Source organism: Urinicoccus massiliensis, assembly GCF_900120405.1.
Lineage (GTDB): Bacteria > Bacillota > Clostridia > Tissierellales > Peptoniphilaceae > Urinicoccus > Urinicoccus massiliensis.
On record NZ_LT635492.1, the window covers coordinates 451273 to 473226 of the forward strand.

The 21954-nt window shown below is 43.2% G+C and carries 22 protein-coding genes and 1 tRNA gene; 1 reads left to right on the forward strand and 22 read right to left on the reverse strand.

The window, feature by feature from the left end; genetic code table 11:
* Window positions 1-197: 197 nt before the first annotated feature.
* From BQ7400_RS02555 to ybaK, 13 genes are all read right to left on the reverse strand, one after another.
* Window positions 198-668 (reverse strand): siphovirus Gp157 family protein, encoded by a 471-nt coding sequence (locus BQ7400_RS02555; RefSeq protein WP_083553243.1) that lies wholly within the window; start codon window positions 666-668, stop codon window positions 198-200.
* Between the two features lie 132 nt (window positions 669-800).
* Window positions 801-887: transfer RNA gene (locus BQ7400_RS02560), tRNA-Leu, on the reverse strand.
* Window positions 888-938: 51 nt separating this feature from the next.
* On the reverse strand, window positions 939-1661 hold the full coding sequence (locus tag BQ7400_RS02565) for a TraX family protein (protein ID WP_072469361.1): 723 nt from the start codon (window positions 1659-1661) through the stop codon (window positions 939-941).
* A 9-nt stretch (window positions 1662-1670) separates the two neighbouring features.
* Complete coding sequence (locus BQ7400_RS02570) at window positions 1671-2816, reverse strand: CapA family protein (RefSeq protein WP_072469362.1); 1146 nt, start codon at window positions 2814-2816, stop codon at window positions 1671-1673.
* Between the two features lie 89 nt (window positions 2817-2905).
* The gene (gene ppsA, locus BQ7400_RS02575; protein WP_072469363.1) at window positions 2906-5266 is read right to left on the reverse strand and encodes a phosphoenolpyruvate synthase; all 2361 of its coding nucleotides are present in this window, start codon (window positions 5264-5266) and stop codon (window positions 2906-2908) included.
* Window positions 5267-5313: 47 nt separating this feature from the next.
* Window positions 5314-5859 (reverse strand): class IV adenylate cyclase, encoded by a 546-nt coding sequence (locus tag BQ7400_RS02580; RefSeq protein WP_072469364.1) that lies wholly within the window; start codon window positions 5857-5859, stop codon window positions 5314-5316.
* A complete protein-coding gene (locus BQ7400_RS02585; RefSeq protein WP_072469365.1) occupies window positions 5844-6545 on the reverse strand; it encodes a metallophosphoesterase in 702 nt (233 codons plus the stop codon). The genes BQ7400_RS02580 and BQ7400_RS02585 overlap by 16 nt, the downstream gene beginning before the upstream one ends.
* Window positions 6538-8442 carry an ATP-binding protein gene (locus BQ7400_RS02590; protein WP_072469366.1) on the reverse strand — a complete coding sequence of 635 codons (1905 nt, stop codon included), beginning with the start codon at window positions 8440-8442 and terminating at the stop codon, window positions 6538-6540. Before BQ7400_RS02590 ends, BQ7400_RS02585 begins: the two co-directional genes overlap by 8 nt.
* The gene (locus tag BQ7400_RS02595; protein WP_072469367.1) at window positions 8439-9431 is read right to left on the reverse strand and encodes a metallophosphoesterase family protein; all 993 of its coding nucleotides are present in this window, start codon (window positions 9429-9431) and stop codon (window positions 8439-8441) included. Before BQ7400_RS02595 ends, BQ7400_RS02590 begins: the two co-directional genes overlap by 4 nt.
* 36 nt (window positions 9432-9467) lie before the next feature.
* Window positions 9468-10022, reverse strand: coding sequence for an isochorismatase family protein (locus BQ7400_RS02600; RefSeq protein WP_072469368.1), 555 nt, complete (start codon window positions 10020-10022; stop codon window positions 9468-9470).
* The gene (locus tag BQ7400_RS02605) at window positions 10015-10917 is read right to left on the reverse strand and encodes a hypothetical protein (protein ID WP_072469369.1); all 903 of its coding nucleotides are present in this window, start codon (window positions 10915-10917) and stop codon (window positions 10015-10017) included. The genes BQ7400_RS02600 and BQ7400_RS02605 overlap by 8 nt, the downstream gene beginning before the upstream one ends.
* Window positions 10914-12581 (reverse strand): phospho-sugar mutase, encoded by a 1668-nt coding sequence (locus tag BQ7400_RS02610; protein ID WP_072469370.1) that lies wholly within the window; start codon window positions 12579-12581, stop codon window positions 10914-10916. The genes BQ7400_RS02605 and BQ7400_RS02610 overlap by 4 nt, the downstream gene beginning before the upstream one ends.
* 2 nt (window positions 12582-12583) lie before the next feature.
* Window positions 12584-13051 carry a Cys-tRNA(Pro) deacylase gene (gene ybaK, locus BQ7400_RS02615; protein ID WP_072469371.1) on the reverse strand — a complete coding sequence of 156 codons (468 nt, stop codon included), beginning with the start codon at window positions 13049-13051 and terminating at the stop codon, window positions 12584-12586.
* Between the two features lie 130 nt (window positions 13052-13181).
* On the opposite strand from ybaK, the gene BQ7400_RS02620 reads away from it, so the two are divergent.
* On the forward strand, window positions 13182-13619 hold the full coding sequence (locus tag BQ7400_RS02620) for a Fur family transcriptional regulator (RefSeq protein ID WP_034438971.1): 438 nt from the start codon (window positions 13182-13184) through the stop codon (window positions 13617-13619).
* A 225-nt stretch (window positions 13620-13844) separates the two neighbouring features.
* Here the strand turns inward: BQ7400_RS02620 and BQ7400_RS02625 are convergent, their stop codons facing one another.
* The 9 genes from BQ7400_RS02625 to mazG all read right to left on the reverse strand — a co-directional run bounded on the left by BQ7400_RS02625 (window position 13845) and on the right by mazG (window position 21814).
* Window positions 13845-15026, reverse strand: a complete 1182-nt coding sequence (locus BQ7400_RS02625; protein ID WP_072469372.1) for an amidohydrolase — start codon at window positions 15024-15026, stop codon at window positions 13845-13847.
* A gap of 57 nt (window positions 15027-15083) precedes the next feature.
* The gene (gene ftsH / locus BQ7400_RS02630) at window positions 15084-17033 is read right to left on the reverse strand and encodes an ATP-dependent zinc metalloprotease FtsH (protein ID WP_072469373.1); all 1950 of its coding nucleotides are present in this window, start codon (window positions 17031-17033) and stop codon (window positions 15084-15086) included.
* A gap of 106 nt (window positions 17034-17139) precedes the next feature.
* Window positions 17140-17688, reverse strand: a complete 549-nt coding sequence (gene hpt, locus BQ7400_RS02635) for a hypoxanthine phosphoribosyltransferase (protein ID WP_072469374.1) — start codon at window positions 17686-17688, stop codon at window positions 17140-17142.
* Window positions 17685-18980, reverse strand: coding sequence for a tRNA lysidine(34) synthetase TilS (tilS, locus tag BQ7400_RS02640; protein WP_072469375.1), 1296 nt, complete (start codon window positions 18978-18980; stop codon window positions 17685-17687). Before tilS ends, hpt begins: the two co-directional genes overlap by 4 nt.
* Window positions 18981-19025: 45 nt before the next feature.
* Entirely contained in the window at window positions 19026-19427 is a 402-nt protein-coding gene (locus BQ7400_RS02645) for a S1 RNA-binding domain-containing protein (RefSeq protein ID WP_034438962.1), read from the reverse strand.
* Between the two features lie 3 nt (window positions 19428-19430).
* Entirely contained in the window at window positions 19431-19751 is a 321-nt protein-coding gene (locus tag BQ7400_RS02650; RefSeq protein WP_052099099.1) for an FtsB family cell division protein, read from the reverse strand.
* Between the two features lie 54 nt (window positions 19752-19805).
* Window positions 19806-20045: an RNA-binding S4 domain-containing protein gene (locus BQ7400_RS02655; RefSeq protein WP_072469376.1), complete on the reverse strand. Its 240-nt coding sequence runs from the start codon at window positions 20043-20045 to the stop codon at window positions 19806-19808.
* 45 nt (window positions 20046-20090) lie between these two features.
* The gene (locus BQ7400_RS02660) at window positions 20091-20369 is read right to left on the reverse strand and encodes an HU family DNA-binding protein (RefSeq protein WP_009430487.1); all 279 of its coding nucleotides are present in this window, start codon (window positions 20367-20369) and stop codon (window positions 20091-20093) included.
* A 23-nt stretch (window positions 20370-20392) separates the two neighbouring features.
* A complete protein-coding gene (gene mazG / locus BQ7400_RS02665; RefSeq protein ID WP_072469377.1) occupies window positions 20393-21814 on the reverse strand; it encodes a nucleoside triphosphate pyrophosphohydrolase in 1422 nt (473 codons plus the stop codon).
* Window positions 21815-21954: the final 140 nt, after the last annotated feature.

The window sequence follows — 21954 nt, forward strand, 5'->3', positions numbered from 1 at the left end:
AAAAACTTTTAATGACAAAAAAACTTCCTGCAAAGTGCAGGAAGTTTTTTTCGTTAAATCAATAGTTCATCAAGATCTTTAAGAAGGTTTTTTCAAAATATTCTTTCTTAACTCTTATGGGACTATTATATATGAATTGATATTATTTATCAATAGTATTTTTCGATTTTTTTCTTTTTATTTTTATCAAAGTCCTCTTAGCGGATTCTTAAACTTTCCCCTTGGACTAATTCCGCCGCTTCAGGATAAAGACCCTTCTTCACAGCTTCTTTTAAGTCCTGTTTATTTAATTTCCGTTCAATCTTAAAGTATTCCTCCGGAATTTTACTCTCATCTAAAATCTTTAAAGAAGGGGCATTTTTTTGAATGGCAAAAGAAAACAATCTTGTTTTGAATTTTAGCTTGTTAACATCCTTCATGGCCTCTTCAAGGTAGGATTTTAAGTTCTTCATCCTATTTTCTACCCTTTGCTTTTTCAGGGTCATCCGTTCAATTTCTTCCTTGTAGGCTTCTGCTTCGGCATTCAAGTCCCTTAAAACCTTGGCAATATTTTCAGCCTTAGTTTCAATGGCGTCATTGATATTTTTCAAGTGGACTTGAAGGTCCTCGTCCTCTAGATCTAAATCCAACAAATTTTGATAAATTTCCGTTAGCTCATATAAGTTCATCATTTCCCTCCCATTTTACTGCTTATAGCTCCATCTTGACCTATGTAAAAGGACGTAAAGATAAAATCTTTACGTCCTTTTTAATGTATATTTTACGCCATTTGTAAAGATAGGTAAAAATACTAGTATGTATGGTGCAGAAGAAGGGATTTGAACCCTCACAATGTCGCCATCACAGGATTCTGAGTCCTGCGCGTCTGCCAGTTCCGCCACTTCTGCATAAGATACATAATAGTATACACCTTTTTTTATCAATCGTAAAGCTTAAATTTAGAAAGAATTTCCTCCATAAATCAAATAGCGTACTAGGCAAAGAATCAAAAGATGGACTGGGTAAAAGGCGTAAAAGAAATACTTTGGCAGGCCCAAGGCCCCCCTCTTACCATTATAAAAATAAATCGGTAGACAGGCCGACATTCCCCAAAAACCCTCGAAATAAAAGCCCGCCAAGGTTGCCGGTAGGCGGTAAATCTTTTTATAGGGATGGACCAGGCCAAATAAGAGGATGGCCAAGTAGCCCCTTAGGTCGTAGTCTGCCTGAAAATAATACGAAGCCAACCCCAAAGCCACCAGGATCAAAATTTTTAAATACTTACTCATCCCTTCCTTGTACATAACCCATAGGCCCATAAAACCCAAGGCCAGGGTAAAGAACACATTTTGAGAAAAATTTGCTAAGACTTCATGATTAAATAAAAGGTCAAAGGGAATTTCAGATAGGATGGCAAAAAGACAAAGGTCTCGAAACATCCTCTTCCGATTTCTGGTATGGAAAAACCCCTCTACCAAGAGGAAGCAAAAGATAGGAAAGGCCCACCGACCCAGGTTCCTCCCCATATCGTAGACCTTCCAGACATCTATCCCCATAATTTGAGGATTATCTTGATAAAGATAGATTGGTTCCACCAGGGCCACCGTAGCATGGTCTATAAGCATGGACAGCATGGCCAACCATTTTAAACTGCTTCCTGTAAGTCCATCTTGTTTATTCATCTGGTCTCCTTAATATTTTGTCGTGTCTTCTAAAACTTGTTGGTAAAGTTCTTGACTTCTAGCCAGGTCTTCTTGAGATATTCCTGGAATTTTTCCATCCATCACATCCTGGCAAGCAGCCACTTGGGCCAAGCCCTGTCTTCGAACAACCATGGTTGCTATTTCTTTTAAGCCAATAACTCGAGTTTTCTCCCTCTTACTCAGGGTTAATTCCAAGGCCAGGCCTCCCTCAACCCTCTTGGTATTTTGGAAAGCTCGTTTTTGGTTGGATAGGCTGTTGCCCAAAGAATAGGCAATAAATTTTCCATCATTTCGCCGCTCTAGACCTTGGACCACATGGGGGTGGGACCCAATAATGGCATCCGCCCCATAGGAGAGGATTTCATTGGCCATGGCCTTGATGTGGTCACTGGGCCCTTGGGCATATTCTGTTCCCCAATGGGGCAGGACAATTAAGTAGTCACACTGGGGTCTCATTTTATCAATATCCGCCTTGACTTGGTCCAGGTTCAAGGGAGAAATCAAGTAGGGCTCATTTTTCGCCAGGCTGTCTAGGCCATTAAACATTTCAGAATAGGCTAAAAATCCTACTTGAATCCCATTGATATCTACCAAAATTCCTTTTTTATCCTGGTCCTTATAGGTTCCAAATTGGTAGAGCCCCTTTTCCTGGCAAAGGTCTATAAGCTTCTTGGCTCCATCCACTCCTCCGTCCAAGCAATGGTTGTTGGCTGTAGACAGGGCATCAAAACCATTGAGCTTTAAGGCGTCTATGGTTTCATGAGGGGCTCGAAACATGGGATAGGAGTGGGTTTGTCCATCAGGAGATACAGATCCCTCATAATTGGCCAGGGCAAAGTCTGCCCCTTGAATATAGGGTTCCATGAGTTCATAGTGGGTCCGAAATTGTGTTGGATTTTCATTCCTGGCTAGATTTTTATAAATAGGATAGTGGTAGATCACATCTCCTACAAAAAATAAGCGGGCAAGTTTTGCTTCTTTGACTTCTTCCTGACCCTGGGTCACTTTTTGCTGGTCTTCTTTCTTTTCCCCAGGTCCCACCTGCTGGCAGGCACAGAGGAAAATTACAAGGAGTAAGACCAAGGACTGGTGGATTTTTTTCATCTTTTTCTTCCCTCTCTTTATCTTTTTCATTCTCTTACTCCCTATTATACTAGAGCCGGCAGAATTTTCCACTAAAAAAATCCCTGGTAGCGGCTGGCTACCAGGGACTTGAATCCGTCTTATAGGTTTCTCAATTTTCTTAAAATCATCTTTTGTTCTACTTGGGCAACCAGTCTTCTTGTATAGTCTACAGTATCTGGGTTTACACTCATGGAGGTAATGCCTGCTTCTACCAAGAATTCTGCAAATTCTGGATATTGGCTTGGTCCTTGACCACAAATAGAGCAGGTTGTGCCATACTTGTTACAAGCATCTACCAAGATCTTAATGGCCCGTTTAACAGCTTCATTTCGTTCGTCAAAGTAACCCATGTTATTTAGGACGCCATTGTCTCGGTCAGCCCCCATAACTAATTGGGTTAAGTCATTGGATCCAATGGAGAATCCGTCTACTAATTGGGCAAATTCTTCAGCTTGGAAGACAACAGAGGGAACTTCTGCCATGATCCAAATCTTAAAGTCCTTACCTTGTTTTAGACCTTCTTCTTCCATGATGCCCTTAACGACTTTTAATTCTTCAGGAGTCCGGACAAAGGGAAGCATGGCCACAACATTGGTCAGGCCAAATTCTTCGCGAACCTTTCGCATGGCCCGGCATTCCAAACGGAAGCCTTCTTCGTATTCAGGAGAGATATAACGAGATACGCCCCGCCATCCAATCATGGGGTTGGCTTCGATGGGTTCTACTTCGTCCCCACCCTTTAAGCCTCTAAATTCATTGGTTCTAAAGTCACTCATCCGGACAACAATTTGTCTTGGATAGATAGCACTTGCTACAGTGGAGATCCCTTCAGCCAACTTGTCAATCATCATTTGTCCTTGACCGGTTTTAACCAGGTACATAGGATGGGCACCAATCATGTTGGTAAAGATAAATTCTGTCCGCATCAGGCCAATTCCATCAAAGGGAAGGTCCTTGTAGCGTTGAATTAGGCTGGGTTCTCCAAGGTTCATATAAATCTTGGTTGCTGTAACAGGAGCAACGGCTTTTAAGAATTGTTCATTGGCAATGCCGCCAGCTTGGTTTTCTGTCTTGGCTTCTTCTTTTTCTTGAAGAACATGGCCTTCATAGACAACTCCCCGAGTTGCATCTACAGTGATTTTTTGGTCTTCTTTAAGAATCTTTGTTCCATTCTTAGACCCAACAATACACGGAATTCCCAATTCTCTGGAAACAATGGCCGCATGGCAGGTCCGTCCACCTTCATCGGTTACAACGGCTGCAGACTTCCGCATAGCAGGAACCATGTCTGGGTTGGTCATGCCGGTAACTAGGATGTCGCCCTTTTGAATCTTGTTGATTTCATTGACATCTTTGATATGACGAACAACGCCGCGACCGATTCCGGGACTGGCTGCAAGACCTCTTAAAAGTGCCTTTAATTCTTCTTTTTCTTCCACTACTTCCACCTCTCCTTTATCTTCTTTTTTCAAAGTTGTAATGGGTCGAGATTGAAGAATGTAGAGATGTTTAGTATCTCGATCAATACCCCATTCAATATCTTGTGGTTTTTTATAGAGTTGTTCGATTTTTTGCCCTTGGTCAATTAGGATGGTTAATTCTTTTGGTGTCAAGCATTCCTTGTCTACAAAGTCCGGTCCTAGACTTTCTGCAATGGAAATTTCTTCTGTTCCAACACCGGATGCCTTTTTAACAACCATGGTGTTCTTTTCAGCAATATGTTTTTCAACAATGGTGTTTTCTACCTTGTCAACGGTGTATTCGTCTGGGGTTACCGTGCCGCTTACTACGGCTTCTCCTAGACCCCAAGATGCGTTGATCATCATTTCATTGGTGTTTCCGTTAATGGGGTTGGCCGTAAACATAACACCTGATTTTTCAGAGTTTACCATTTTTTGAACGACAACGGATAGGGAAACATCAAAATGGTTATAGCCCTGTTTTTCCCGGTAGTAGATAGCCCGGCTTGTCCATAGAGATGCCCAGCACTTACGGACATGGTTCATAAGCTCATGGTCACCATGGATGTGTAGATAAGTATCTTGTTGACCGGCAAAAGATGCATCGGGTAAATCTTCTGCAGTTGCTGAAGACCGCACAGCAACTTCCGGATCCTCAATGCCAATATTTTTAGAAAATTCTGCATAGGCCTTGATAATTTCATCTTCCAAAGGCTTGTAAATTTCACCGTTGACAATGGTGTCCCTTACTTCGCCACTGACAGCTTGTAGGTCGTCAACATTTTCGACATCCAAGTCCTTCATAAGTTCTTGGACCTTGTCCACGAGACCTGCTTCTTTCATAAAGACATCATAGGCTCCGGCAGTAACGCAAAATCCTGGTGGTACATCCACGCCCATGGAGGTTAATTCTCCAAGGTTGGCTCCCTTACCACCTACAACATTTACATCTTCCTTTTGAATTTCTGTAAACCACTTAATATAAGAGTATTGTGACATACTTAATCCCTCCTTTGTTATTTATTATAACATATTTGTTGTCTATGTCACTCTTTATTTTGTTTTTTCACCAAACTTTTTAGTTGGGCTATGGACAGGGTGGATACGGCATGCTTTGGAATTTCCAGGTCATCCAACATTTGATAGAGGGTCTCCTTACTTGGGGCTTCAATTTCTACATAGGCTTCCGGGTAGGTTTCTGGATCCCATTGGTCAAAGTCAAAGCGACAGTTTTTATAAGTGTAGCTCCGTCTTTTTTTATAGCCCCTATCAAAGCGATCAAAGCCTGTTGCCTTTAAAATCTCAACCAGGGCAGCAGGGTCATCAATATGGGTGGTGTATTCATAATTGTCCCGGACTCCTTGGTTGGAAACTTGTTTTTTAAAGGTAAACTCATGGACTTCTCCTTGGTCAGTCTTGATGGTTCTAAGACGTAGGTAGCCTTGGTCTTGGGGCCAATATTGCCTTGTGGACCAGATATTGATGTTTCTTTGTTCTTCTTCGCCTAAAAAGTTTCCCCCTAGATTTTTCAACCTTTCTTCCAACTGGTCAACATCTATTCCCAACAGTTTAACTTCTATTTCTCTTTCCATAGAATCTCCTTACATTGAAAATTTAAATAGTCTGCCGCTACACAAGTATATTGGATTCCATCTCTTTCTCCCTCATAGATAAAGCGGTGACCTGCCCCATGGAGGTGGCCGTAAAGGCAAAGGCTGACAGGATAGTCTTGGAGGGTTTTTGTATAGGCGGAATCGTCAAAACTTTGTAAGAGCGGAGGGTAGTGGATCATGGCAATAATTTCATTGCCCGGAGGGACCTGGTCCAAGGAATTTTTCAAGCGTTGGTTTTCCCTTAGGGATATTTTCTCATCCTTTTCATCAAAGTCTTTTGCATCCCTGGGAATCCAACCTCGAGTCCCGGCCACATAGAGGCCCTCCCGGATTTTCACGGCTGTATTATGGATAAAGTGGAGACTTTTAAAATTTGCTCCTTCCATTTTTGCCAGACTGGTCCACCAATAATCATGGTTGCCCTTGGATAGGACTTTTTGTCCCGGAAGTTGGTCTAGGGCATGGAGGTCTTGAAAGACTTCTCCCCACTTTAGGGCCCAGGAAATATCTCCCGGAACCAGGACCCAGTCCTCAGGGCCCACATGGCTTTGCCAATAGTCGAAAATTTTTTGATCATGGTCCTTCCAGTCTTGGCCAAAGATGTCCATGCTCTTGTCTTTTGTATAGTCTAAGTGTAAGTCTCCAATGGCCCAAATTCTACTCATTCACACCTCCTAAATAAATTTTATGACAGGGAAGGTTTGGAATTTCTTCCCTACGACTTGTAAAGTAAATAATTTGATGTCTTTGACCCAAGTCAGCCAATAGGTCCCAGGCCCGGGTCAGGCGGTCTTGGTCAAAGTGGTTGAAGCTATCATCCAGAGCAATAAACATTCCTGTATTTAAACAGTCGCCCATGGCCAGCCTGGTGGCTAAGAAGACCTGGTCCTTGCTTCCTTGGGATAGGTACTTATAGGGAATAGTAGGGCCGTCCTTCATCTGGACTTCCACCTTTTCAGCCAGCCCCTGGATCCGCACATAGCGTCCCTGGGTTAAACGCTTTAAATAAGTGGATGCTTTTTGAAAAACTTTATCTTGGTCCACCCTTTGCCTCCGGCTCAACAAGTCTTGGAGATTTTTTTGAATTTTCTCCAAGGCTCCTATATCTTGTCTAATTTTAACCAGGTCTTCTTCTAGCCTTTGTCTTCTTTCTACGGTTTCCTGGAGTCTTGCAATTTTTGTCTCCTCTTGCCGGAAGATGTGTTCATAGTCCTTAATTTCTCCCAAGATTCTTGTTCTTTCTTCCATTCGATCCCTAAGCTGCCGGTTAATCCGGGCCACTTCTTTCAACTTGGAATTTTCCATTTCAAGACTATTTTCTTCAATTAGGTAGGGATATTTATTTTCCAAGACTTCCATTTCTTCCAGGCAGCGAGAGTAGTCCCGCCTTAATTCCTCCAGTTTCTTATCCCTGTCTAACTTGTTCCTAGCCAGGTCTTGCTTGATTTGAGAATAGGAAAGCCCATAATACTTTTCCAGTCTTCCCTGTAAAAACCGGCCTAATAGGTAGGTCCCCAGGCCTAAAAAAACCAGAAATACCCCCACGAACATCAAGATTTTTTTCGACAAGCCTCCCTGTCCCAAAAAGAGACCTAGAAAGGCCAGAACAAAAACCAGCGGCAGCCCCTTTAGCAGGCCGATTCCTTTCACTAGAGTCCGGTCCTTTTCCCTGTAGCTTTCTTCAGATTGGCGAATCAGGGCCAGCTGGGCTTGGTAGTTTTCAGCCTTTTCTTTCTTTTCTAGGTAGGCCACTTTCACTTCCTGGCTTTCCTCTTCTTCCTTAGGAGCCTCCTGATTTTCTAAAAGTCTTAAGACTTCCTCCAAGTTTTCCATTTCTTCCCCAACGCTTTTTTCCCGGTCTCTTAATTTTTCAAAATCATCTCTTTTACCATAGTCCTTGTATAGGCCAATCTTCAACTGGCCCTCCAGGTCCTCCAAGTCTTGGAGTTCTTTGATTTTTGACCCCAGGATTGACCGCGACTGGCCCTCTGTCCCATAGGAATCTATCTTTTCTTGAAGGGCCCTTTGAAAGGCTGCCAATTGGCTATTGGATTGTTGGTAGTTGACCTGGTAAAAAAAGTTTAAAAGGTCATTGGACTCAATGTCCTTCTGTTCCAGGGCCAATTGGGGAATAAAATAAACCTCTCGGAAGAGTTTTTCATTCATTCCCAGGAAGTAGTCCCCCATATTTGGTGTCCTAGACCCCCGATAAAAATCCACATGGTCTACCCTGCTATTTTCTGTTAAATTAAAAAGCTTCAAGTCTTCTTGCTTCTTGCTAAAGTCCCTCTCTGCCCGGTAGACCACACCCCCATCTTCAAACTCTATGGCCCCTGCATACTGCCGGCCATGCCAGGGAGCATAGAGGTCTTGCTCTTGGCGGTAGCTGTGGCTTTTGGTCCAATACTTGCTAAAGCCGTAAAAGACTCCCAAAATAAATTGGTGGATAGTGGACTTGCCGGATTCATTGGGACCATAAATGACATTTAGCCCCTCTCCCAGGTCCAGGCTTTTTTGATGAAATTTACCAAAAGACCATAGTTCAAGTTTTTTTATCTTCATAGGACTTCCCTGGTTAGGTCGATAAAAAGTTCCCTGGCCCGTGGATAAGAGGGGTCTTCCTTATCCAACAAGCTCCGATAGAGGTCTCCAAAAATATCTTCCCTTTTCATAAAATCCACCGCATCCTCTTGCCTTTCTCTTTGGTCTACAACTCTTACTTGGTAGGCATTCTTATGGAAAAAACTCTCAATTAACTTCCCATTTAAATCCAACTTTTCTGGCCCCTCTAGGATTAACTCATAAAAATCTTCTTGCTTCAGGCCATATTTTTCAATCCACTTACTGGGATAGGTCTCTTCATCTCTTAAAACCAGTCGATGACACCTTCTCTTGGCAGCAGGAATTTTTTCAACCCTCAAGGGTCTCAGGTCTACCTGCAAAAATCCATGGTCCCCCTCTTCTGAAATGTCCAAGGGCTCCGGAGATCCTGGATAGTAGGCCCGGTCTGTCAGCTGGCCTCCCTTGTGGATATGGCCCAGGGCCAGGTAGTCCATCTTCTTAAAAAAATCTTCCGCTTTTTGAAAATCCCTGGCCTGGAAATCCCCATGTAAGAGGCAAACCTTGTAGCCATCTCCTTGGACATCCAGGTCCCTAAGACGACTTAGGTCAGGTTCTAGGGGACCCGTCCAGGAAAGGCCATAGATTGTCAAATGGTCTTTTGGAAAGTCCAAGACTTCTAAATCATCAATTAGGTGGATATTTTCCCCCTCAAGATTTCCCAACTTATAGTCGTGGTTGCCCTTAATAACAATGACATGGTCCACAGGGGAAACAATAGAGGCAAAGCGTTTTAAGTCAAAATAGCTGGTATAGTCTTGTTCAAAGATATCCCCTGCCAATAAGAGGTAGGATATCCCCCGGTCCAAGCAATAGGCCACCTGGTTTTCCAGGGCCAACCAAAGTTCTTCCCGTCGGGCTTCCGCCATTTGACCGGTCAGGTTTGAAAAGGCCCGACCCAAATGTAAATCTGCACTGTGCACAAGTTTCATTTTTTTCTCCATCTAAAAATAGATGGCCCAGGCCACCTATTTAATTAACTTTTGCATTTCTTTAAATTCCGGCGTCCCACTTACCCTGGCGATTTCAAATAAGATGGACTCGGTATTACTAATGACCGCCCCATATTCTCTCATTTGGTCTAAACCATTGGTGTAGCGCATGGGGTTTCTTGAAGAAACGCAATCCCTGGGAAGGAAGACCTCATAGCCTGCATCAATCAGGTCCCTAACAGATGCTAAAACGCAAATATGACTTTCCATTCCTGTAACGATGATTTGCTTCTTTCCCTGTCTCTTTAATTCTTCTTGGACTTCAGCCTGGGTCCAGACACTGAAGCCATTCTTGTCAATACTCTTGGCATCTTTTGCATATTGACCCAGGGACTCAGAAAGGTCTCCCAGGCCCTTTTTATATTGGGTTGTAAAGAGGACAGGAACCTTATAAATTCCACATCCTTGCAGTAAAATTTGATTTTGCTTAATCAAGTCTTCTGCATCGTACATTCCTTGAATCAGACGGTCTTGAAAGTCTATAGCCAAAAGTAGGCAGTCTTCTCTTTTCAATTTCCAACGATTATTCAAATTTTCCCTCCTTAATTGATAGGTCCTTCATCCTTTGTTTTAAATCGGCCAGGTCAATTTTATCTACCGACTGGCTGTCAAAAGCCCCCAAAGCCCGGGCAAATTTCAAGGTCATTTCCAGGTCATATTTCTTTTCATACGCCCCAGATAGGCCAATGGTAACCAAGGTTAGGTCTTGCCGAGTCAGGTCTTTTGATTGGATGGTCCAATAGGAATGGTCCCTCATATAAATAGAGGTCTTTCCCCTACCCCCGATAAAAAGTCCCTTGACCCCTGCAGCCAAAACCATCTTGCCGGCCTGGATAACCTCATGACTAAAATTACACTTTAATCCACTGTAGTCTTCCAACTGTTCCTTACTACACACCAGGTTAAAGGGCCGTTCCTTGACACAATCTTGAATTCTCCCGTTTAGGCAGACAAAAACAGGATAGGCCAGGTCATGGGACCTTTTGATTAAATAGGGGTACTTTTCTTCAATGGCTTCTGTCCCCCCTAAAAGTAGGAAATTTTTAACCTCTTCCTGGTAGCTGGTCAGAGTGGAGAAGAGTCGGTTAAACTCTTCCTGGGTCGCCCGGGTGGGTTTCGATTGAAGAATTAGAGGGTCTTCTAGGCCCAGTCTAACCTCCTCCATAGACTCATCTCGAAAATCAATATCCACCAGACCCAGTCCTTCAGCCTTAGCAATTTTCTTGATTTTTTGACCAATCTTTCCTCCAATAGGAGCTAGGAGTAGGGGCTTGGCATCGTGCTGCCTAAAAATTCTTGCCGCCAAAATTCCCGGGGATGCAATATCCACAAATTTTTCTTTAAATTGGTTGACCTGTCCCATTTTTACAGGGTCCATCTTGTACTGGGTCACTAATTTTGGGCTGGCTTCAAAGATTAAAATCATTGGACTTCCTCAATTTCTTTAAAGATACCTGCTAGATCTTCTTGAATAGCCTCTAAGCGTTTATCAGCAACTTCTAAGTCATCATCTACTAGGTAAATATAAATCTTTAATTTCGGTTCCGTTCCAGAAGGACGGAAGAAAATTTTTCCACGGTCTTTTAAGACATATTGGATTAGGTTTTGTGGCGCCAGGTCAATTTTTCCCTTTTGGCCATGGAGGTAGTCAATGACTTCTCCCACTTCTTCTTGGGCAATTTTTGTCAAAGGATTCTTCCTTAACTGGTCCATAATCCGCCCCATGGTTCCTAGACCCTCTTGTCCCTCATAAATAATACTGTAAAGAAGTTCCCTGTGGGGTTTATACCGGGCATAAAGGTCCAATAATTGGTCATAGAGGTCCCGGCCCTGACTATCATAATAGGCCGCCATTTCACACAAGATCATGGAAATAATCACGGCATCCTTATCAAAAACATCATTGCCGTAGATATAGCCTATACTTTCTTCATAGCCAAAGACAAAGGTGTAATCTCCATTTTCTTCCCAGTCCACAGCCGGTGCACAAATATTTTTAAAGCCTGTTAGGGTGTTGAATCTTTCCAGGCCTAATTCTTTGGCCACTTCAAAACCCAGGTCTCCTGTTACGATGCTCTTGACCACAGCTGGCCTTTCAGGTAAACGATTTTGCCTGTCTAATTCGTGGAGGATATAGTCCATCAAAAGAGCACCGATTTGGTTGCCGTTTAGATGGATCCATTCTCCATCATGCTTAATGGCCAGGCTCACCCTGTCACTATCCGGGTCTGTTGCCAAAATAAAAGAACTTCCCTCTTGGTCGGCCTGTTGAATGGCACAGTCAAAGGCTGCAAAATTTTCTGGATTGGGATAGCCCACAGTGGTAAAATCAGGGTCAGGTTTTTCTTGAACCTTGACCACTTGGACCTTCTTAAAGCCTCTCTCTTCTAAAATATGACGGACAAAAAGATTGCCCACCCCATTCAAAGGAGTGTAGGTAATGGAAAAATCCTTATTGATGTCCTCCCTTAACTTTCTCTTGAGATGGTTGGCAAAATAGGATTCTATGGTCTTTTCAGGAACCAGGAAAAACTCCTCTTCCTTAGACTTTTTTATCTCGCCAAAAGACAGTTGGTCCATCTTTTCTAAAATGCCATGGGCCCAAGAAGCGTCAATTTGAATTCCCTTGTTATTGTAGACCTTGAGGCCATTGTATTCTTTAGGATTGTGACTAGCGGTAATCATAATGCCGGCCGAGGTCTTTAAGTCCCGGACACTATAGGCTAAAAGGGGCGTTGGAACAGGAATCTTAAATAAGTAGGCCTTAATTCCATGACCCTGTAAAATTTCTGCCGTTTCTTTGGCAAAAACATCGCTTTGGTGGCGGGTGTCATGGCCAATAACTACAGACAGGTCCTTCTGGCCCCTTTCTTGCAAAAATTGGGCCAGGGCTTCCACAGCCAAGCCCACAGTATAGATATTCATCCGGTTGCTACCCGGACCTAATTTCCCCCTTAAGCCGGCTGTTCCAAAGGTCAATTTTTGATAAAAGGCATCTTCCCTTTCCTCCGGAGACATCCTGTCAATGGCTTCTTTAATCCTAGCATCGATTCCAGAATCTTCCAACCAGTCTCTTAAATTCTGATTCATGGCTACTCCTTTACAATATCCCCCCAAGTAAAGCCGCATTTTTCCACCAGCTCTCTTGGATCCAGCTTAATTTGCATTCCCTTTTTACCAGCACTAATACAAATAGGACCCTCCTGGATTTCTTGAACAAAGGTTGGAAAGTCCTTCTTCATCCCCAGGGGACTGACTCCCCCGCGGATGTAACCTGTCACAGCCCGCAGGTCTTTCATAGCCAGCATATCTAGCTTCTTTTCCCCAGTAAGCCGAGCTGCTTTTTTTAAGTCCAAGTGGTCATTCACCGGGATGCAAAAAACATAATAGGCATGGTCTTGGACCCCTTCAATCACTAATGTTTTATATACATGTTTTGGATCTTCATGAACAACACTGGCAATGACCTCTCCATCCACCTCCGTATTTGCATCATACTCAATGGCCTGGTAGTCGATTTTTAACTCTTCAAGTTTTCGCATTGCATTTGTTTTTTTCATTTAGATACCTCCCCCCTTATTGTAACATGGACCCAGCTTTTGGACAATTTCCTTTTATAAAGAGATTGCAAAAGATTATTATTTGTTTTATAATATAGTTATAGTGATTTCACTAAGGAGGTAATTTAATATGACAGAAAATCTGTTAGAGGATCTCTTACGAAAAAATGGCCTAAAGGTCACGAAAGGTCGTAAAGAGGTCCTAAGGCTCATGGAAAAAAGAAAAGATGAGCCTATGAAAGCCGAACAAGTCTATGACTTGGTTCCTCGTGAGATATGTTCCAGTTTATCCACTGTCTATCGTATCTTGAACCAGCTATCTCAAAAAGGACTTTTAAAGTCGACGCTTTACCAAAACGGGATTATGTACTACCAATATAATTCCGGTGAACACCGCCACTATATTGTCTGTTCCAAGTGTGGTAAGGTGGCCGCTTTAGAAAATTGTCCCATGGATGCCTTTGATAACTACATCCGTAAGGATACTGGTTTTGATATTACAGGCCATGTGTTTGAATTAACTGGCCTATGTCCCGACTGTAAAGAAAAATTAAAGTCCGGAAAGTAGGTTGCATATGCTCAGTATTATTGTAGGAATCGTCCTAGTTGGAGGCCTTTTACTCTTCCTTGGTTTCTCCGGCATGGACCAATTCTAAAAAACCACCCATAAGCCTCTAACCTTCCTCCTAGAATCTAGGCGGAATTGCTAGAACTTATGGGTGTTTTTTATTGTCATCAAAGCTTGCTGAATTTCTAATTTATTTAAATAAAAATTTTTTATAAACTGAATTCCCTAGTCTTCCAGTAAATATTTTAGACTAACGGCAGCCATGGCCTTGGCTGCAATAACCATGGCATCTTCCCGAATATCAAACTTGGGATGGTGGTGGGGATAGGGGGCATCCTCTTTGTGGGCTCCTACATAGAAAAAACAGGAGGGTCTTTCTGCAGCATAGTAGGAAAAATCTTCTGAGGGTGGCTGGGGTCCTCCATCTGAAATATCCACTACTCCAGGAATTTTTGCTTCTGTTATTGCATCCACCACAAGTTGGGTCATGGCCGGATCATTGTAGAGGACAGGATAGTCGTTGACATAGTCAATGTCCACATCCATGTTAAAGGTAAGTCCAACCCCCTTGGCGATGCGTTTAACTTCTGCTTCAATTTTATCCTTTGTTTCATCAGCCATGGCCCGGACATCTCCCATAACGGTAACCGAGTCCTTGATAATATTAAAGCTTCCCTCTCCGGCAAAGGATCCAATGGTTACCACACCATTTTCAAAGGGAGATAGGCGGCGGGAGATAATGGTTTGAAGGACTGTGACAAAATAAGAGGCCGCTACAATAGAGTCATTAGCCTGGTGGGGCATGGACCCATGCCCACCCTTGCCTTGAAATTTGATGGTAAATTTTGCCCGACCGGTTTGGGTATTGCCCTTGTGGTATTGGATGCTACCAAAGTCCATGGCAGACATGACGTGGATGCCAAAGACATTGTCTACCCCCTCCAAGACCCCAGCTTCAATCATTTGCTTGGCTCCTCCTGGAGGGGCTTCTTCTGCATGTTGGTGGATAATGACGATTTTTCCCTTAAGCTGGTCTTTCTTTTCTAAAAGAATATCTGCCAAGACCATAAGGTAGGCTGTGTGGGCATCATGGCCACAGGCATGCATGACTCCTGGATTTTTTGAAGCAAAGTCTAGACCTGTTTCTTCCTGGATAGGGAGAGCGTCAAAGTCTGCCCTTAAGGCAATGGTCTTTCCAGCTTTCCCGCTGTCAATAAGGACCCGGAGACCGTAACCTCCCATATTTTTTGTAACTTCTACATCCTTCCCCTTGTAATAATTGACAATATAGGCCGCTGTTTCTTTTTCCTTAAAAGACACTTCGGCATTGTGGTGAATATGGCGCCTATGTTGAATCATTTCATCTTTTCGTTGGTCGATTTCTTGAAAAATTTCTTCTATTAACATGGTCATCTCCCTTTCTTGATTTTTATAGAAAAACAAAAACACGCCTAGGCGTGTTTTTTAGTCTTCTTTATTGTCTTCTCCAGCCAGCTTATCGGCAGACTTTTTTTCACTTTCCTTGAGAGCTTCCTTGGCTCTTTCAGAAATATCTTCTTCCTTAAAAATGTCTCCCTTATCAGGGTCGTAACTGGGTTGGGCTTGACCTAAAAACAGGTCTTCAAATTCTTTTCGATTGATGGTTTCTCTTTCCAACAAGGCCTCGGACACTCTTAGGAGTTTATCCATATTTTCCTTTAAGAGGTTTTCACAGGTGGTATAGGCATGGTCAATAATGGCCCGTACTTGCCGGTCAATCATGCTGGCCGTTTCATCAGAGAAATGGCGTCCCCGGCTAAAGTCGCGACCCATAAAGACTTGCTCGTCATCTGTACCATAGGTAATGGTTCCTAGCTCCTTGGTCATCCCATATTGGGTTACCATGGCCCGGGCAATTTTGGTAGCCCGTTCAATATCATTGCTGGCCCCAGTGGAAATATCATCCAGGACTAAAGATTCTGCAACCCGTCCTCCTAATAAGGATACCAGGTGTTCTTCCATTTGTCCCTTGGTCATAAAGCTTTGGTCTTCATCTGGAAGATAGGCGGTAAAACCACCAGCTGCCCCTCTGGGAATGATGGTAATCATATGGACAGGATCGTGGTTGGGCAATAGTCTAGAAACTACAGCATGGCCCGCTTCGTGGACTGCTGTTAACTTTCTTTCTTTTTCTGAAACCACCTTGGACTTTTTGGCCGGTCCAGCTTGGACCTTGATGCTTGCTTCTTCAATGTCATCCATGTCTATGGAGGACTTATTGAAGCGGGCAGCTAGTAGGGCCGCTTCATTCATCAAGTTTTCCAGGTCTGCCGGAGTAAAGCCCGGTGTTCTTTTGGCCACAACTTTTAGGTCTACATCTTGGGCCAGGGGTTTTTTTCGGGCGTGAATATTTAAAATTTCTTCTCGTCCCCGAATGTCCGGCCTACCTACAGTGACAGTCCGGTCAAATCGACCAGGCCTTAAAAGGGCCGGGTCTAAGATGTCCGCCCGGTTGGTGGCCGCCATGACAATAACTCCTTCGTTGGTGCCAAACCCATCCATTTCAACTAAAAGCTGGTTGAGGGTTTGTTCTCTTTCGTCGTGGCCACCGCCAACGCCGGCGCCCCGAATGCGACCTACGGCATCAATTTCATCGATAAAGATAATACAGGGGGCCATCTTCTTTGCGTTTTGAAAGAGGTCCCGAACCCGGCTGGCTCCAACCCCTACAAACATTTCAACAAAATCCGACCCACTGATGGTGAAGAAGGGAACTTTTGCTTCTCCGGCTACTGCCTTGGACAAGTAGGTTTTACCGGTTCCCGGAGGCCCCACCATTAAAACGCCCTTGGGAATGCGGGCGCCCATTTTAACAAATTTTCTTGGGTTCTTTAAGAAATCAACAATTTCTTCTAATTCTTCTTTTTCTTCATGGAGTCCAGCCACATCTGCAAAGGTGACATGGTTCATTTCGTCGTCCTTTAATTGCTTGGCCTTGCTCTTGCCGAAATTCATCATCCGGCCGCCGCCACCCCCTTGGGCGTTTTGCATAAAGACGAACCAGAAAAAAACCATCACCCCTACCAGGAGTAGGCTGGGCAAGATTGAAATCCACTTAGAGGTGGTTTCTTCAGGAATCCCCGTTACCTTTAAACTTGCCTTTTCCACTTGCGGTTGGACATATTTATTGTAAAATGAGTCTTCAGCCCCTTCCGGTATAATGGATTGGAAGGACTTGTCCTCCTTGGTAACCCCACGGACAATTCGATTATGAATTTCTATGGATTTTACATCTCCATTTTGAATGCTGGTAACCATAGTGTTGTAGTCCATCTCAGGTACAGCTTGTCTGGGAGGACTGATAAACCTATAGGCCATTAGTAACATTAAGAGCAGGACAAGATAAAAACTCACCCCACTAAACCTTCTTTTCAATCGTCTTCCTCCTTACTTTTCCAATATTTTCTATTATAGCATACTTTCTTTAAGAGCTTCAATATCGGAATCCAGTGCTTGGGTCCGGTCCATCCGGCCGGACTTCTTATGAATATACTTCAGGTTTTAAAATTCCAATGTAGGGGAGGTTCCGGTAGGTTTCATTAAAGTCCAGGCCATAACCTACCACAAAGTGGTCCGGAATGGATTTGCCAATGTATTTAACCTCAATATCCCTAGTCCGGCGGTCGGGTTTATTTAAAAGAGTCACCAATTCAACAGACTTGGCCCCCCGACTCAAGAGGAGATTTTTTAAATAAAAGAGGGTATTGCCCGAGTCAATAATGTCTTCAACAATGATAATTTCTCGGTCCTGGACACTGGTGTCTAAGTCTTTTAAAATCCGAACCTCCCCTGTAGAGGAAGAGCTGGCCCCATAGCTTGAAACAGACATAAAGTCCAGGCTAATGTCAATGGGCATGGCTTGCATCAGGTCACACAAGAAGGGGCAAGCTCCCTTTAAAATCCCAATTAAAAGAGGCCGTCTTCCCTTGTAGTCTTCTGTAAGCCTATCTGCAAGTTCCTGGGTACATTGTTGAATTTCTTCCTTTGATACTAAAACATCTAAAATATCATCTTCTAATTCGTGTTTCATTGATTTTTTCTCCTAATAAGTATCCTTGGACCATCTTTCACCCAATGGTCACTATAACAACCGGCCACTGCATAAATCTCTTCACCCACTAAAACAGGCATCCGCTCTCTTAGGGGTCTGGGAATTTTCTTTTCTTGAAAAATTTCCTTGACCTTGACCCTTTTCCCTCCTAGGAGGATTCGGTCCCCCTTTTTCCAAGGCCGAAGCCAGAGTTCTTCTCCCTCTTGCCAGGGAAGCCCCCTGGTCCCCTCCTGGTCAATAAGCTTGACAGAATAAGATCCAAAGTCACAAACCTGGTCTCCCTCTCGGAGCTTGTAGGGCTGGTAGATTTTTTCCTGGAAAAAAATGACCTGGTCATAAGTTCTTTCAATCCGTAGGCCATGGATGTCAATCCCCTTGCCAGATGGCAGGGTCAAGAGCTGGTCTATGGCCAGCAAGTGCTTGTAGGCCAGGTCCTTCATCCCCTGGCTCGCATAAGCGTTGCAAACTTCTCGATAGAGGCGAAAGCGTAAAGCTGGCGGGAGTTTTTTAAGGTCCTGGATTCCTAAAAGACCATAGTCCGGCCCCTCCTGGACTAAATTATGGTAAAGTCCTTGAACTTCTTCTTGAAAATAGGCCTTGTCCAGGGCTGCAAGGTCTGCTAACCGGGCCAAAGAGGCTTTAATTTGCGGATTTAAAACCTTTAATTCCTTTAAAATATGGTGGCGGATATAGTTTCTCGTATAATCATCTTCCAAGTTTGTAGAATCAAGACAATAGTCCTGACCCCTTTTTCTTAAAAATGCTAAAATCTCCCTCCTGGAAACCCTTAAAAGGGGCCGGAGGATGGGGCCATTTTTTTCCACCATGGCCTGGAGACCATCAGGCCCTGTTCCCCGAATAATCCTATGTAGGACAGTTTCCGCCTGGTCATCCTGGCTGTGGGCCAAGGCCACTAGACCATCTTTTCCCGCCTGGTCCAAAAGGGCCCGTCTTCGTAAAATTCGACCGGCTTCTTCCTGGGACAACTTGTGGTCCTGGGCATATTGGTCCATCTTGACATGTTTTTCCACAAAGGGAAGTTGGTGGTCCCGGGCCCAAGCCCTGACAAAATTTAAATCCCGGTCTGCCTCCGGGCCTCTTAAGCCGTGGTGGATGTGCATAATAACCAGGTCATAAGACAAGTATTCTTTTAGGTCATATAGGATACAGGCCAAGGCCATGGAATCTGCCCCGCCAGATACTCCCGCCACCAAACGGCTGCCTTCTTTTAGCCAGCCCCGGGATAAAATTTCATCAATGACTTTTTTCATTTTTCCCTCGAATAGAAAAAGTGATAGCGAACTATCACTTTTTCTTTACTTTCTCCATTTTCCATTGCCGCGACTATTATTTCTTTGTCGAACAGACTCAATTTTTTCGTTGCTTTCTTTTAAGAACTTGGCCATCTTATCTTCAAAGGAAAGATCTTTTTGACTATCCTTCTTCAGCCAATTGATATCCACGGGCTTATTATTGCTTTTAGGAGGTTGGGCTTTTTTAATGGACAGACCAATTTTTCCATCCTTGTCAATATTGACCACCTTTACCTTGACCTTTTGACCCCTTTCTAAAAAGTCCGATGTCTTTTCCACATATTCATCCGATATTTCAGAAATATGGACAAGGCCACTGGTTTCTTCATCAATTTGAACAAAAGCACCAAAATTGGTGATTCCTGTCACTACACCTTCAACAATCTCATTTACTTTAACTGACAAGCTTTATTTTCCTCCTTCTTCCACTTGACTTTCCTGACTGGGAGCCTTGGCCCCTTCGTCAACAAAGATAATCTCCCTGGGTTTTACCATTCCTAAATCTTCACGCGCAACTTGTTCGACATAATCCATTGAATTGGACTCTTTAATTTCAGAGTGAATGTTCTTAATTTCACTCTTGAGTCCTTGGATATTTTCCTTGTTTTTGACAATTTGTTTTGACCGGTCATAGCGTAAATTACTCGATGTATATACTCGATATGTAAGTCCTATACAAACGACTAGGCTAAAGGCCAGCAAAAAAATTCCTTTTTTTGAATTTTTCATCCTATCACCCATTCAAGTCTATTATCACACGTTTAATGGGAATATTCAAGTCATTTAAAGACTTTCGTACAAGGATTGGGCCTCATTTTTCCCAACATGTTCTCTTAGGTCCACAACCCGACACTTAAAGTCTCCTTGGCCCAGAGAGATTTCAATGATATCGCCAATTTTAACATCGTCGCCAGGCTTTGCCGTCTTATCATTAATCTTGATCCGGCCCCCTTCACAGGCCTCCTTGGCTACAGTCCTTCTCTTAATCAACCTGGATATTTTTAAAAATTTATCAATTCGCATAACTTTTCCTTATGAAAAAAGCACTTGCTAGGCAAGTGCTTTTTTTTACTTATTTACAGATTCTTTTAAAGCTTTTCCTGCGCGGAAAACAGGTGCCTTACTTGCTGGAATCTTAATGACTTCTTCTGGATTTCTTGGGTTACGTCCTTCGCGAGCTTTTCTTTGACGTACTTCGAAAGTTCCAAAGCCAACTAATTGAACTTTTTCTCCCTTAGAAAGTGCACCTTCTACAGCGGATAAAAAGCCGTTTAATGCGTTTTCAGCATCTTTTTTGGTTAGGTTAGCACTTTCAGCAATGCTTGCTACTAATTCAGATTTGTTCATGATTTTCCTCCTAAAATAATGCATTATTTTTCTATTTTCTTCACTAGCTTCCAATAGTTTTCTAACTGGTTGAAATCTAGGTGTTGAAAATCCAATTGATCCTTCATCGCCAATTCTTCCATTTTAGCCAGTCGATGAATTATTTTTTTACAGGCCTGGTGCATAATGTCTTCTGCTGTGTAATTTAAAGCATAGCACAAGTTGACCAAACTGTAAAATACATCTCCAATTTCTTCTTGGATGTGGTTGGAATCTCCTTCTGCCAAGGCTTGGGCTAGTTCGTCCATTTCTTCTTGGGCACAGGAAAAAACCTCTTGGGCATCCTTCCAAAAAAATCCAATTTTACCGGTTTGATGGGTTATTTTTTGCGCCCGCATTAGGGCTGGTAGCCCTCGGATATCTTCTAGACGCTGAGCAAAGGTCTTAAAGCCTCGACTCTGGTCTTTAATCCGATCCCAATTTCCTTCATCATACTTTTCTTGGTCAAAAACATGGGGATGACGATGGATAAGTTTGTTGGTCACCTGGGTCCAAATATCATAGAGGTTAAACTCCCCTTCTTCATAGGCAATTTGGCTGTGGAAGTAAACTTGAAATAAAACATCCCCCAGCTCCTCAACCATTTGGTCTAAATCGCCACTTTTTATGGCATCCACAGCCTCATAGGATTCTTCAATCATATCAGGACAGATGCTTTCATGGGTTTGTTCCAAGTCCCAGGGGCAGCCATGGCGTCCCCGAAGCTCTTCCATAACCTTGGCCAGGTCTTGCCAATTTTTCTTCTGGGCCAATTTTGGGACCAAGAGACTGGTTTGGTAAGAAGCCTGACACCGGTCCAGGACATGAACCTTCACCCGGTCCACTTTCTGAGACTTTAAGCCTGCATCGCTGACTAGAAAAACTTCATGGTCATCTCCATAAATTTCTCCTAGGGACAGCTTTAAGTCAGCTAAAATCCGCGCATTATAAACCTGGGTAACCAAGTTCTCCAAGTGGGGATTAAAGTCCGTCCAGTGAAAATTGTCCCCGTCCACCAGGATAAATCCCTCTACAGGATCCAGCTGGCAAAGGGTAAACACCGGTTCCAGAAAACTTAAGCCTTGGATGACTTCATATTGGTCCGGTTCTAGCTTGTCCAAGAGCATTTTTACTGTCTTTTCAGCAATCATTGGACTTCCAGGTACCAGGTAGTTGATATCTTCTTTTTCCGCAGCTTGGATTAGCTCTTGATAGATCCTGGTATAGATTTGATCAAAAGAATCTAGCTTTTGGTAGAGACCATCAAAACTTAGATAGGGAATCTCATTGTCTTTAAAATAGTTTACACTTTCATGTTGGTCTGTGCGAAGAAAGTTCTTCCGGCCACTGTGGATGGCTTCCAGGGCTTTTTTGGTTAGCTGGTCTGCATCCGATGGTCCAAGACCCACAATATATATTTTTCCCAATTCGAACCCCCTAACAAGTATGTATTTTACTAGATTATAGACCGTTTGTCTAGATGAAAAGCCTCTTTTCAGTATTTTTCTATAAAATTTTATCCCAAAGCCTTATTTTCCTTGCTTTTTCCAGTCAATTTATTCTTTTT